The organism is Pseudomonas nunensis, from assembly GCF_024296925.1.
GTDB classification, from domain to species: domain Bacteria; phylum Pseudomonadota; class Gammaproteobacteria; order Pseudomonadales; family Pseudomonadaceae; genus Aquipseudomonas; species Aquipseudomonas nunensis.
In genome coordinates this window covers 1,345,622-1,358,771 of the sequence record NZ_CP101125.1, presented here as the reverse complement: position 1 = coordinate 1,358,771, position 13,150 = coordinate 1,345,622, and the positions used below count along the sequence as shown (strand labels likewise).

12 protein-coding genes are annotated in these 13,150 nt (G+C 60.5%); 6 read left to right on the top strand and 6 right to left on the bottom strand.

What is annotated here, in order from left to right; all coding sequences use genetic code 11:
* The first annotated feature begins 83 nt into the window (after positions 1-83).
* Positions 84-1,403, top strand: a complete 1,320-nt coding sequence (trhP, locus tag NK667_RS06005; RefSeq protein ID WP_054617272.1) for a prephenate-dependent tRNA uridine(34) hydroxylase TrhP — start codon at positions 84-86, stop codon at positions 1,401-1,403.
* Positions 1,404-1,572: 169 nt separating this feature from the next.
* Here trhP and NK667_RS06000 read toward each other — a convergent pair whose 3' ends face one another.
* Positions 1,573-2,436, bottom strand: coding sequence for a LysR family transcriptional regulator (locus NK667_RS06000; protein WP_054617273.1), 864 nt, complete (start codon positions 2,434-2,436; stop codon positions 1,573-1,575).
* A gap of 98 nt (positions 2,437-2,534) precedes the next feature.
* Here NK667_RS06000 and NK667_RS05995 point away from each other — a divergent pair, with 98 nt between their 5' ends.
* Complete coding sequence (locus tag NK667_RS05995) at positions 2,535-3,452, top strand: DMT family transporter (RefSeq protein ID WP_054617274.1); 918 nt, start codon at positions 2,535-2,537, stop codon at positions 3,450-3,452.
* A 186-nt stretch (positions 3,453-3,638) separates the two neighbouring features.
* On the opposite strand, the gene NK667_RS05990 is transcribed toward NK667_RS05995, so the two are convergent.
* Positions 3,639-3,869, bottom strand: coding sequence for a hypothetical protein (locus NK667_RS05990; protein WP_054617275.1), 231 nt, complete (start codon positions 3,867-3,869; stop codon positions 3,639-3,641).
* Positions 3,870-3,961: 92 nt separating this feature from the next.
* Positions 3,962-4,675 carry a FadR/GntR family transcriptional regulator gene (locus tag NK667_RS05985; RefSeq protein WP_054617276.1) on the bottom strand — a complete coding sequence of 238 codons (714 nt, stop codon included), beginning with the start codon at positions 4,673-4,675 and terminating at the stop codon, positions 3,962-3,964.
* A 272-nt stretch (positions 4,676-4,947) separates the two neighbouring features.
* Between NK667_RS05985 and NK667_RS05980 the strand changes: the two genes are divergently transcribed.
* Both NK667_RS05980 and gudD read left to right on the top strand, forming a co-directional pair.
* Complete coding sequence (locus NK667_RS05980) at positions 4,948-6,294, top strand: MFS transporter (RefSeq protein WP_054053888.1); 1,347 nt, start codon at positions 4,948-4,950, stop codon at positions 6,292-6,294.
* A gap of 24 nt (positions 6,295-6,318) precedes the next feature.
* Positions 6,319-7,662, top strand: a complete 1,344-nt coding sequence (gene gudD, locus NK667_RS05975; RefSeq protein WP_054617277.1) for a glucarate dehydratase — start codon at positions 6,319-6,321, stop codon at positions 7,660-7,662.
* Between the two features lie 123 nt (positions 7,663-7,785).
* Here the strand turns inward: gudD and NK667_RS05970 are convergent, their stop codons facing one another.
* Positions 7,786-8,661, bottom strand: coding sequence for a LysR family transcriptional regulator (locus NK667_RS05970; protein ID WP_054617278.1), 876 nt, complete (start codon positions 8,659-8,661; stop codon positions 7,786-7,788).
* A gap of 154 nt (positions 8,662-8,815) precedes the next feature.
* On the opposite strand from NK667_RS05970, the gene ampC reads away from it, so the two are divergent.
* Positions 8,816-9,967, top strand: a complete 1,152-nt coding sequence (gene ampC / locus NK667_RS05965; protein ID WP_413786167.1) for a class C beta-lactamase — start codon at positions 8,816-8,818, stop codon at positions 9,965-9,967.
* A 114-nt stretch (positions 9,968-10,081) separates the two neighbouring features.
* On the opposite strand, the gene NK667_RS05960 is transcribed toward ampC, so the two are convergent.
* Positions 10,082-11,209 carry an MFS transporter gene (locus NK667_RS05960; RefSeq protein ID WP_054617280.1) on the bottom strand — a complete coding sequence of 376 codons (1,128 nt, stop codon included), beginning with the start codon at positions 11,207-11,209 and terminating at the stop codon, positions 10,082-10,084.
* Between the two features lie 172 nt (positions 11,210-11,381).
* Here NK667_RS05960 and NK667_RS05955 point away from each other — a divergent pair, with 172 nt between their 5' ends.
* Complete coding sequence (locus tag NK667_RS05955; RefSeq protein WP_054617281.1) at positions 11,382-12,176, top strand: SDR family NAD(P)-dependent oxidoreductase; 795 nt, start codon at positions 11,382-11,384, stop codon at positions 12,174-12,176.
* Positions 12,177-12,448: 272 nt separating this feature from the next.
* On the opposite strand, the gene NK667_RS05950 is transcribed toward NK667_RS05955, so the two are convergent.
* A complete protein-coding gene (locus NK667_RS05950; protein WP_054053900.1) occupies positions 12,449-13,018 on the bottom strand; it encodes a DUF4174 domain-containing protein in 570 nt (189 codons plus the stop codon).
* Between the last annotated feature and the right edge of the window lie 132 nt (positions 13,019-13,150).

Here is a 13,150-nt window from a genome sequence, read left to right as displayed (position 1 = left end):
TTTGTTCATCAAGCATAGATCCAGATCAATAAACCCCGTGGACAAGCCGCTTACCCTGCCGGGCTTTTGTGGTCGACCTCTCCATGCCCCTCATCGCTCCCGAACTGCTCGCCCCCGCCGGCACCCTGAAAAACATGCGTTATGCCTTCGCCTACGGCGCCGATGCGGTGTACGCCGGGCAGCCGCGCTACAGCCTGCGGGTGCGCAATAACGAATTCGACCACGCCAACCTGGCCCTCGGCATTCGCGAGGCCCAGCAACAAGGCAAGCGCTTCTACGTGGTGATCAACATCGCGCCGCACAACGCCAAGCTCAAGACCTTCTTGAAAGACCTGGAACCGGTGATCGGCATGGCGCCGGACGCGCTGATCATGTCCGACCCCGGCCTGATCATGCTGGTGCGCAGCCACTACCCGCAGATGCCGATTCACCTGTCGGTGCAGGCCAACACGGTGAACTGGGCAAGTGTCGAGTTCTGGCAGCAACAGGGCTTGAGCCGGATCATCCTGTCCCGCGAACTGTCCCTGGAAGAAATCGCCGAAATCCGCCAGCAAGTGCCGGCCATGGAGCTCGAAGTGTTTGTCCACGGCGCGCTGTGCATGGCCTACTCCGGTCGCTGCCTGCTGTCGGGCTACATGAACAAGCGCGACGCGAACCAGGGCAGTTGCACCAACGCTTGCCGCTGGAAGTACTCGGCGACGGAGGCCACCGAAAATCAGCTCGGCGAAATCGTCCAGCAGTTTCAACCGACCCTCGGCATCGGCGCGCCGACCGACCAAGTGTTCCTGTTGCAGGAAGCCAATCGCCCGGACGAGTTGATGCCAGCCTTCGAGGACGAACACGGCACCTACATCATGAACGCCAAGGACCTGCGTGCCGTGCAGCACGTCGAACGCCTGACGCAAATGGGCGTGCACTCACTGAAGATCGAAGGCCGGACCAAATCCCACTTCTATTGCGCCCGCACCACCCAGGTGTATCGCCGGGCCATCGACGATGCGGTGGCCGGGCGCGACTTCGACCGCAGCTTGATGACCGATCTGGAATCCCTGGCCCAGCGCGGCTACACCGAGGGTTTTCTGCGGCGGCATGTGCATGACGAGTATCAGAATTACCAGAACGGCAGCTCGGTTTCGGAACGCCAGCAGTTTGTCGGTGAGTTGACCGGCGAACGGCGGGATCGACTGGCGGAAGTGAAGGTGAAAAACCGCTTTAGCTTGGGCGATCACATGGAACTGATGACGCCCAAGGGCAACTTTCACTTTGATCTGCATGAGCTGCAGAACAGCAAAGGCCAGCCGATCGAAGTGGCGCCGGGGGATGGGCACACGGTGTACCTGCCGATTCCGGATGCGGTGGATTTGCAGTTTGGGTTGTTGATGCGCGATGTCGGCGAACGCTGAGATCTTCCAAACAACACAAATTCCCTGTGGGAGCGGGCTTGTGTGGCGAGGGAGCTTGCTCCCGCTCGGCTGCGCAGCAGTCGCAACGCTTTTGGGGCCGCTTCGCGACCCAGCGGGAGCAAGCTCCCTCGCCACACAAGCCCGCTCCCACAGGGTCAGAGTTCAGGGGTCAGGCGAATTCCTCGCGCAACATCCCCACAAACGCCTCCCGCGCCGGGTGCACCCCGGCGTTTTCATGCCAGTAGAACAAGTTCTCCACCGCCGTCAGCTCCGGGAACTCATACCCGGCGCAACCCGCGCCCTTGGCGTACTGATCGAATATCCCTTTGGGCACCAGCGCCACCCCGGCCCCGGCGCTGACGCAACCGACAATCGCCCCGTAACTGGCCAGGCTGACAATCGGCAGCGCGTGCCCCTGGCGCAATAACCAATGTTCCAGCGCCGCCCGATACGGACAACCCTGGGGCCACATGAACACGGTTTTGTCCTGCAAATCGGTGATATCGCGCACCGGCCCCAACGATGTTGATGCAATCAGCAGCAACTCTTCGCGGTACATCGGAGTGCGCTTGAGCTGCGAGCGCTCGACATCCACCGCAACGATCGCGCCGTCGAGGCGATGATTGGCGGTGTCGTCGAGCAGTTGGCTCCAGGTGCCGGTAGTCAGTTCCAAAGCCACGCCGGGATAACGCTTGTGAAACTTGGCCAGCAAGCGCGGCAAGCGACCAGTGGCCGAGGATTCGATGGCGCCGATGCGCAACGGTCCGGAGGGATCGGCGGACGGGTCCAGCGCGCGCTTGGCCTCCGCCGTCAGCGCGAGGATTTTCGAGGCGTAGGCCAGAAAGGTTTGCCCCGACGGACTGATCCGCAGCCCTCGACCCTCGCGCAGGAACAGCGCCACCCCCAACTCGGCCTCCAGCGCCTTGATCCGTGCGGTGATATTCGACGGCACGCAGTGCAACAGCTCCGCCGCCCGGGCGATGCTGCCGACGTCGGCAACGGTCTTGAACATGCGAATCTGCGCCAGTTCCATATTGCTCACCAAAAGTGATGTATTGGCGCAGTATAAGTCAGTTGCGGCGAATGATCCGGCTTCTGATACTGGTGGCATCAACCCACAGGTGCCCGACCATGCTGTCACTGTCCCCTACCCTCAAGATCATCCTGGCCATGGCATTCGTCGTGGCGTGCTGGGGTTATTCACCGACCGGCATTCATATCGGTTTGCAGGCCTACGACCCTGGCCATCTGGCGTTGCTGCGGTTTCTGGTGGCGTCGGTGTTTATGGCGGTGATCGCGGCGCTCAAAGGCATCAGCCTGCCGAAACTGCGCGACCTGCCGTTCCTGATTGCCCTCGGTTTCTTTGCCGTGAGCCTGCACCACGTGCTGCTGAATTTCGGCCAGCAAGGGGTCAGCGCCGGCGCGTCCAGTGTGCTGGCGCAATCGACGCCGTTGTTCAGCACCTTGCTGGCGCGGTTTGTGTTCAAGGATCGCGTGAGCGTCTGGCGCTGGGGATGTGTGTTGCTGGGTTTGATCGGAGTGGTGATTGTGGTGGCCGGCGATAAAGGCCTGGGCAGTATTGATGCGCACGGCTTGTTGATCCTTTTGGCGGCGGTGTCCTGGAGTTTTTACTTCGCCCTGCAGAAACATCACACCGGGCGTTATGACGGTTTGACCCTGACTTGCTACACGGTCTGGTCCGGGACGCTGCTGTTGCTGGTGTATCTGCCGGGGTTGGTGGATCAGGTTGTACGCGCACCGATTGCAGTGCAGATGGCGGTGATCGGTCTGGGGGTTTTACCGAGTGCCCTCGCCTATCTGGCCTGGGCGTTTGTGCTGGCGCATGTGGATTTGAGCCGGGCGGCGATGACGTTGTATCTGGTGCCGCCGACGGCGATGGGGATTGCGTCGATAGCGCTGGGCGAGCGGCCGGCGTTGATGGTGATCGTTGGGGCGATGGTGGTGTTGATCAGTGTGCTGGCGTTGAATCTGGAGCGGAGGGTGCTGGGGCTGCTGACGCCTTCGCGAGCAGGCTCGCTCCCACACTGATCGCAATGACACTGAGGTTCCCCCGTGGGAGCGGGCTTGCTCGCGAAGACTGACTCACATTCAACATCTGCGTTGACTGACACTCCGCCTTCGCGAGCAAGCCCGCTCCCACATGGAGCTCCCACACTGATCTTTCCCATCTGGATCGGCGAATACAAAAAACCCGGCGCAATGGCCGGGTTTGTTTTATCGCATGTCATCGGACAGCGGCGTCTCTTCATCCGCCGTCGGCACGTCTTCGTCGGCGGTCGGGTCTTTCCAGTCTTCAGGGCGATCAGCGTCGCTCAAGGCCGGATCCCGGGAAGGGTCTACGCCAGACGGTGCATCCTGATCCAGCGTTGGCTCGTCTGTGCCGGGCATGGATCTGGTTGGGTCGGTGTTGGGTGTTCCGCCCTGGAACATTGAATCGTTAGCCATGATGCACCTCACTGATGAGGTCCAGTTAATCTGGGCCGTACAGTTTGGAAGCGGGCGCATGAAAGGCGTGCTATCGAGTAGACCAACGGCTGTCAGCCCTGGGCCAGAAACCGGTCGCGGCTGTTGGTCAGGTGCAGCCACATCGCCGCGCGCGCTGCGTCCGCGTCCTGGCGCTTGATGGCGTTGAGGATCGCCTCGTGTTCCTGATTGGCCAGTTGCCCGAGCTTGCTCAGATCCGTGGCGCCGCGCTCGGCGGCATTCACGCGGGTCCGGGGGATCATCGCGCTGCCCAGGTGCTGCATGATTTCGGTGAAACACACATTGCCGGTGGCTTCGGCGATCAACAGGTGGAAGCGTTTATCGGCCTCCACGCAACTGTCGTTGTTGGCCAGCAGGCGCTGATAGTCATCCAGCGCTTCACGCATCTGCCCTAGTTGCTGATCGGTACGGCGCACCGCTGCCAGTGCCGCCGCCTGGGTTTCCAGGCCCATGCGCAACTCCAGAATGCTGCGCACTCCCAGCGCGGTGTCGACGTTCAGCCGCAGCCCTTGCTCCGCCACGCGCTCAATGACAAAGGTGCCGATGCCGTGCCGGGTTTCCACCAACCCCGAGGCCTGTAACTTCGAGATCGCCTCGCGCACTACCGTGCGACTGACCCCGTGTTCCTGAACGATGGTGTTTTCCGACGGCAGCTTGTCCCCCGGCAACATCTGGCCGAGCAGAATGCTCTGAGTCAGCTTCGCCACCAAGTCATGGGCCAGGTTATGGCTGCGCTTGCGGGCAGGTGCGTCGAGGTCTTCTTGCATGGCGGTTATCCGAAAAGCAGGGCTAACGGGATCGTAGCACTGAGCGCTCGATAAAACAGCGCTCAACTTGTATGACAACACTCAACAAAAACGCCAAAAACACTCAAATCCAGCCCAGACAAACGCTCAAAAAGAATAACAACCAACCAAAACATCCATATTTTGTTGGACAAAGACGCTTGCGAAACGAAAAAACCTAGTTGTATGATGTCTATCAACATCGCAACACCCAGTCACACCCCGCATAAAAATAATCAGTGGGAGAAACGCAAGTGAATACATCCATATCCGGGATGAACGACGGCACCGATTCGGTCCTCAAGTCCGCCATCTCGAAAGTCAAACGCCATGTCCTGCCGCTGTTCGTGATCATGTTCATCGTTAATTACATCGATCGCGTGAACATCGGCTTCGTCCGCGCCCACATGGAGCAGGACTTGGGCATCGGCGCTGCCGCCTACGGCCTCGGTGCCGGCCTGTTCTTCATCGGTTACGCCCTGTTCGAAGTCCCCTCCAACATGCTCCTGCAAAAAGTCGGCGCGCGTATCTGGCTGACCCGCATCATGCTGACCTGGGGCCTGGTCGCTGCCGGCATGGCATTCATCCAGAACGAAACCCACTTCTACATCCTGCGTTTTCTGCTGGGCGTGGCCGAAGCCGGGTTCTTTCCCGGGGTGATCTACTACTTCACCCGTTGGTTGCCAGGGGTTGAGCGCGGCAAGGCGATTGCGATCTTCCTCAGCGGCTCGGCGATTGCATCGCTGATCTCCGGCCCGTTGTCCGGTTTGCTGCTGCAAATTAACGGTCTGGGCCTGCACGGCTGGCAGTGGATGTACTTCATTGAAGGGATGTTCTCGGTCGGGTTGTGCGTGTTCGTCTGGTTCTGGCTCGACTCCAAACCACACGACGCCAAATGGCTGAGCCGCGATGAGCAAGACGCGCTGGTCAAGGCCATCGACGACGAACAACTCGCTCGCGAAGCCGCGACGCCGATCAAACCGTCGCTGGGCAAACTGCTCAAGGATCGCCAGATCATCCTGTTCTGCCTGATCTACTTCTTCATTCAACTGACCATTTACGCCGCGACCTTCTGGCTGCCGAGCATCATCAAGAAGATGGGCGACCTCAGCGACATTCAGGTCGGCTTGTTCAACTCGATCCCGTGGTTGCTGTCGATTGTCGGCATGTACGCCTTCGCTGCGTTCTCGGCCAAATGGAAACACCAGCAAGCCTGGGTCGCCGCTGCGCTATTGATTGCGGCGGCCGGGATGTTCATGTCCACGACTGGCGGGCCGATCTTCGCCTTTGTCGCGATCTGCTTTGCGGCACTGGGTTTCAAATCGGCGTCGTCGCTGTTCTGGCCGATTCCCCAGGCGTACCTGGATGCGCGGATCGCTGCGGGGGTAATCGCGCTGATCAACTCGGTGGGTAACCTCGGCGGCTTCGTTGCGCCGACCACGTTCGGCCTGCTGGAAGAACACACCGGTTCGATCCAGGGCGGGCTCTACGGTTTAGCCGCGACCTCGATCATCGCCGCGATCATTGTGTTCGCCGCCCGCAACACACCGAAAACCGCGCCCGCCGCTGCCGTCGGCAAACCCGCTTCCAGCCACGCCTGAATTTCTGCTTTGAAGGACATGACAATGAACGCACACAACACTGCAAAAGCACCGATCATCACCAGCATGCAAGTGGTTCCGGTGGCTGGCCATGACGGCATGCTGCTCAACCTGAGCGGCGCCCATGGGCCGTTTTTCACGCGCAATATCGTCATCCTTACCGACAACGCCGGGCACACCGGGGTCGGTGAAGTACCGGGCGGCGAGCGCATTCGCCAGACTCTGGAAGATGCACGCTCGCTGGTGGTCGGCAGCCCGATTGGCACCTACCAGAAGATCCTCAATCAGGTGCGCCAGACCTTCGCCGACCGCGATGCCGGTGGCCGTGGTTTGCAGACCTTCGACCTGCGCATCACCATTCACGCGGTGACTGGCCTGGAAGCCGCCCTCCTCGATCTGCTCGGCCAGCACCTGGACGTACCGGTGGCAGCCCTGCTCGGCGAAGGCCAGCAGCGTGATGAAGTGAAAATGCTCGGCTATCTGTTTTATGTCGGGGATCGTAATCAGACCGATCTGGCCTACCGCAGCGAACCGGACGCCGACAACGACTGGTTCCGTGTGCGTCACGAAAAAGCCATGACCGCCGACGCGGTGGTGCGCCTCGCCGAAGCAGCCCACGCGCGCTACGGTTTCAAGGACTTCAAACTCAAGGGCGGCGTGCTCAGTGGCGATGAAGAAATCGAAGCGGTCACCGCCCTCGCCGAACGCTTCCCTGACGCGCGCATCACCCTCGACCCGAATGGAGCGTGGTCACTCAAAGAAGCGATCCGCCTGTGCCGCGATCAACACAGCGTGCTGGCTTACGCCGAAGACCCGTGCGGTGCGGAAAACGGTTACTCGGGCCGTGAAGTGATGGCTGAATTCCGCCGTGCCACAGGGCTGAAAACCGCGACCAACATGATCGCCACCGACTGGCGGGAAATGGGCCACGCGATCCAGCTGCAATCGGTGGATATCCCGCTAGCCGACCCGCACTTCTGGACCATGCAGGGCTCGGTTCGGGTGGCGCAGATGTGCCACGAGTGGGGCCTGACCTGGGGCTCGCATTCCAATAACCACTTCGACATTTCCCTGGCCATGTTCACCCACGTTGCAGCGGCGGCGCCGGGTGAAATCACCGCTATCGACACCCATTGGATCTGGCAGGACGGCCAGCGCCTGACCAAGGCGCCGCTGCAAATTGTCGGCGGTTGTGTGCAAGTGCCGAAGAAGCCGGGGCTGGGGGTTGAGCTGGATATGGATCAGTTGGCCAAGGCACATGAGCTGTACAAAGGCATGGGGCTGGGCGCGCGGGATGACAGCGTGGCGATGCAGTTTCTGATTCCGGGGTGGAAATTCGATAACAAGCGGCCGTGCCTGGTGCGCTGATCCCGGAGCACCAAAAATCCCCCTGTGGGAGCGGGCTTGCTCGCGAAGGCGGCGTATCCGTCGACATCAATATTGGATGTGCCGACCTCATCGCGAGCAAGCTCGCTCCCACAGGTGTTGTGGTTAACCGTGAATTATCTGCAGCAGCCACGCCTTGAACGCCGCCATCGCCGCCGTTTCCGGTCGCGACTGCAACCGCGTCAACCAGTAACTCCCCGTGGTGATGTGAATGGCGAACGGCTGCTCGATCGCACCCGCCGCCAGTTGCCGCGCAAACATCAGCGGCGGCGCCAACGCCACGCCAGCGCCTTGCATCGCCGCTTCCATCATCGCCAGCGACGAGTCGAAAACGATGCTTTGCGGCGGCGCGACGTGGGTCGAAAGACCTGACGCCTGAAACCAGTCCGGCCATTCATCCGAGCGGTAGGAACGCAGCAAGGTTTGCCCCAGCACATCGGTCGGTTCGCGCAGTTGCCGGGCAATCTCGGGCACGCACAGCACCGACAGCGGCGCTTCAATCAGCCTCACCGCCTCAATCCCGTGCCACGCCCCGGCGCCAAAACGAATCGCGTAATCCAGCCCTTCAGCCGCCACGTCCACTCGATTGTTGTTGGTCGACAGGCGCAAATCTATGAACGGATATTTCGCCTGGAAGTCCGCCAGACGCGGCAACAGCCACCCCACTGCGAACGTTCCCACGGCGCCCACCGCCAATACTTCGCGATAATGCCCGCCCTCGAGCCGCTCCAGGGTTTCGGCGATTCGGTCGAAAGCTTCGCGCAGCACCGGCAACAGGGTTTCGCCCTCACTGGTCAACATCAGCCCACGGGGCAAGCGTTTGAACAGGGTTACGTTAAGCTGAGCCTCAAGGCCTTTGACCTGATGGCTGACCGCCGCTTGCGTGACGCACAGCTCCACCGCCGCCCGGGTGAAGCTCAGATGCCGCGCCGACGCTTCAAAGGCGCGCAGTGCGTTAAGCGGTAATTGCGGCCGGATCATGCCTACTCCCAAATTTTTCTAATGGCTCGTGCGAAATATCATCGGTTGTCGATCAACGACAGACTGCCTAAATTTGCCTCGCCGTTCAGCGGGCAGTCTACCGGGTAGCGCCCTCCATTCGCAGGGAATAGAAACAATGACTAACAAAACCAACATGGCCAGACTGACTGTTTTAGGCGCTTGCGTTGCATTACTCGGTGCTGGCCCGTGCCTGGCCCAGGCTCAGACCGACCAACAGATTCAGAGCACGGTCGACGCCGCTATCAAACCCATCCTGCAAACCCAGGGCGTTCCCGGGATGGCCGTGGCCGTCACCGTCAATGGCAAGCCGCATTACTTTAACTACGGCGTTGCGTCCAAGGAAAGCGTCCAAGCAGTGACGGAAAACACCCTGTTCGAAATCGGCTCGGTGAGCAAAACCTTCACCGCGACCCTCGGCGCCTATGCCATCGCAACCGGCAAACTGTCCTTGAGCGACAAGGCCAGCCAGGTCTTGCCTGACTTGCGCGGCAGTGCATTCGATAACGTCAGCGTGCTGCAACTGGGCACCTACACGGCGGGCGGGTTGCCGCTGCAATTCCCTGATGAAGCGGATCACGCGGACAAGATGCTCGGCTATTTCAAGCAGTGGAAACCAGTGTATGCGGCGGGCACGCATCGACAATATTCGAACCCAAGCATCGGATTATTCGGGTATCTGGCCGCGCATAACCTGGGCGTGCCATTTGATGAGGCGATGACAAATACCTTGCTGCCCAAACTCGGGCTGACACACACCTTCCTTCGGGTGCCGCCGGATCAGATGAGCGTTTACGCCCAAGGCTACGACAAGAATGACAAGCCTGTACGGGTCGATCCGGGGGCGCTGGACTCCGAGGCCTACGGCGTGAAAACCAGTACGGCGGACATGATTCGTTATGTTCAGGCGAACCTGAAACCGGCCTCACTGGAAAAGCCTTTGCAGCAGGCCATCGCAACGACTCACACCGGTTACTACACGGTCGGCGACATGACTCAAGGCCTGGGCTGGGAACGCTACAGCTACCCGATCAGCCTCGACAAGTTGCTGGGCGGCAACTCCACGCCCATGGCCATGGAGGCGCACAAAGTCCAATGGCTGACCCCGCCGCAGCCTGAGCCGGAAAGTGTGCTGATCAACAAAACCGGCTCTACTGGAGGTTTCGGGGCTTACGTTGCGTTCGTGCCCGCCAAGGACATCGGCATCGTGATCCTGGCCAACAAAAACTACCCGATCCCGGAGCGGATCAAAGCGGCGCATCAGATATTGAGTGCGTTAGCCAAGTAACCCGCCACACCATAACCCCCTGTGGGAGCGGGCTTGCTCGCGAAAGCGGTGTATCAGTCGACGTTTTTATTGCCTGACACACCGCCTTCGCGAGCAAGCCCGCTCCCACAAGGGTTATGGGTTGGCTTGTGTCTTCTTCCGCTCCAGACACGCCAACGCACTCACCGCCAGGCACAACGCCGCCCCCGTATACACCCACTCCGAAGGCGCCACCGGCAGCAGAAACCCGGCCAGCAATGGCCCCAAACCCGCGCCGATATCACGCCAGACCGCGTTCCCCGCCAGCGCCCGGACACGGCCGCTGTCCGGATGACGTTGCGCAATGACCGTCACCACCAACGGCAATTGCAACGCCCGCAGAATCAGCACCAACGCCCCGCCGACGATCAGCCAATGGAAGCCAAACCCGATCAGCGCCATCGACGTCATCAGCGAAAACACGATCAACATTCGTGTCGCGCCCCAGCGCTGCGCTGCGATACCACCCAACGGGCTGAGCAACAGTTCCGAGACGTAACGCAACGCCAGCAGCATCCCGGCGACCACCACCGCGTTGCCCTCCAGAAGATGATCCGCCAACAGCGAGAGCCCGATGATGAACAGTCCGTCGAGGGTCAGCCCTTCGATAAACGACCACATCGCCACACTGTCCGGGCGCTTGAAACGCCGTGTCGACGCCGACATCGGATGCGCTGCCGATGGCATGCCCAGCGCCAACCACATCGCGATCAATGACGTCGCGAACATCAGCAAGAAAATCACCCGCGGCCCATACGCCACGCTCAACAGCGCCCCCAACGGCAACGCCAGCATCGGCCCCGCCGCGATCAACGCCCGCGAGCGCCCGGTGCGTCGCGCAGCACCCGAGGGCTCGGCGGTCGCCATCACCTGCGTGGACAAATTCAGCGCCGCATAGGACAAACCCCAGCCGAGGCGCAACACCAACAACCACCAAAACCCCGACAACGTCGCGTAGCCCAATGCACATAACGCCGCAGTCCCGGTGGCCAGCAGCAATGCCGGGCGATCGCCCCGGCGGGTGTAAAACTCCATGACATAGCGATAACCGAAAATCCGCACCAGCCGATTCGCCGCCAGCAAAATCCCCGCCTCGGCCAGACTGATACCAAACGCCTGCGGCTGCATTGGCAAGAGCAAGTACAACAACACGTCGCCGGGTAAACACAGGGCCAATACAGCGGCGGCTCGGGTGGAGTGTCTGTCGGCGGTTTTTTCTGTCATGGGAGTGAAAGGCCTTGGTAACAATCAGCGGCCACCAGACTGGCGTGAAGCGAAGGCGCTGACAATCGCTTTATCAGCACCGCACCATCCTGTGGCCGAAGCAATGTCTTGAACTAGGCTAAGACCCGCGCAGTCATCCCTCTTACCTCCCCCTTCAAGAGAGTGATCCCCTATGAACATCGATCTATCCGGCAAAACTGCCCTCGTCACCGGCTCGACCCAAGGCATCGGTTTCGCCATCGCCAAAGGCCTGGCCCTGTCCGGCGCCGAGGTGGTGCTCAACGGCCGCAAGCAGGACGCAGTAGACGCTGCCGTCACCCAGCTCAAACACTTGCTGCCCTCTGCCAATGTACGCGGGATCGCCGCCGATGCCGGCACCGCGCAAGGCTGCAAAGCCATGGTCGCGGCCCTGCCCCAAGTCGATATCCTGGTGAATAACGTCGGGATCTACGGTCCGCAGGATTTCTTCGAAACTGAAGACGAGGTCTGGGAAAAGTTCTTCGAAGTGAACGTCATGTCCGGCGTGCGGCTGTCCCGTGCCTACCTTGAAGGCATGGCCAAAAACGGCTGGGGTCGGGTGGTGTTCATCTCGTCCGAGTCGGCGCTGAACATTCCGGCGGACATGATTCATTACGGTTTTACCAAGACCTCCAACCTGTCGATTTCCCGTGGCCTGGCCAAGCGCATGGCCGGCACCGGAGTCACGGTGAATGCGGTGCTGCCGGGGCCGACGTTGTCCGAGGGGCTGCAAGACATGCTCAAGGATGAGCAGCAAAAGTCTGGCGAACCGATCGAGAAAGTCGCGGCGGACTTTGTCATGGCCAACCGCCCAACGTCGATCATCCAGCGGGCGGCGAGCATGGAGGAAGTGGCGAATCTGGTGGTGTATGTGGTATCGCCCCAGGCATCGGCCACGACCGGCGCGGCGCTGCGGGTAGACGGCGGAGTTGTGGACACCATCGCCTGACCGGACCGTCACAAAACCTGTGGGAGCGAGCCTGCTCGCGAAGACGGTGTGTCAGTCAACATGGATATTGAATGTATCGCCATCTTCGCGAGCAAGCTTCGCTCCTACAGGGAATTTGGGTTGGCCTCGAATGCTGTGTCCACTGGAGATCGAGTGTGGGAGCGGGCTTGCTCGCGAAAGCAGAGTGTCAGTCGACATGCATATTGACTGACACACCGCCTTCGCGAGCAAGCCCGCTCCCACAGGGAATGCGTGTTCAGGGATTCGATTGTTTAGTCATCCGGCATTTCAGGTGGTTTGGCAGGCTTGGCTGGTTTACCCGGTTTTGTGCCCTTGGCACCTTTTGCAGGTGTCGCTGCCGGTTCCGTAGCCGCTGGTGGCGGAGTTGGCGCTGCGATTTCCTTCTCTTCCGGTGGCAGGGCGTCAATGGTGTCGAAGATTTTCTTCAGATCGACCGCCTTGGATTCATCCCCCGAACTTTCGAGTTTCTTCTCGCCGTCCTTGCCCAGCAAGATGACTTTGGGCAATGCACCCGCGCCGAGTTTCAGCGAACGGATCAGCGCCATGGTGTCTTGCTGCCCCATGTCCTTGCCGTCGAGTTGGCCGGACATGTTGAGCACGCTGTAGACCTTGATATTGCGCTGGGCGACGCCCTGCTTGTTGGCCGGATCGTCGAACGACTTTTTCAGGCCCAGCCACACCGGGTCGATCGTACTGGACGTGATCACGATCAACGGTCGGGCCCTGCCCTTGTCGATATCCAGAGGTGAATCGCCGTCAGCGGCGAGCAAGGGGCCGGCAAGCGCCAGCAAGGTTGTCAGGGTCAAAGACCTGATGAGCATGCGCATCTCCTTTTGATATCCACGCTCTAATGATTGCGCATCGCGTCGATCGTTCCGGGTGACGATCCACGAATATGTTTCGCTTAGGCCAAAGCTTAGGTCAGGGGCGGCATTGCGCAACAGCTGATGAGT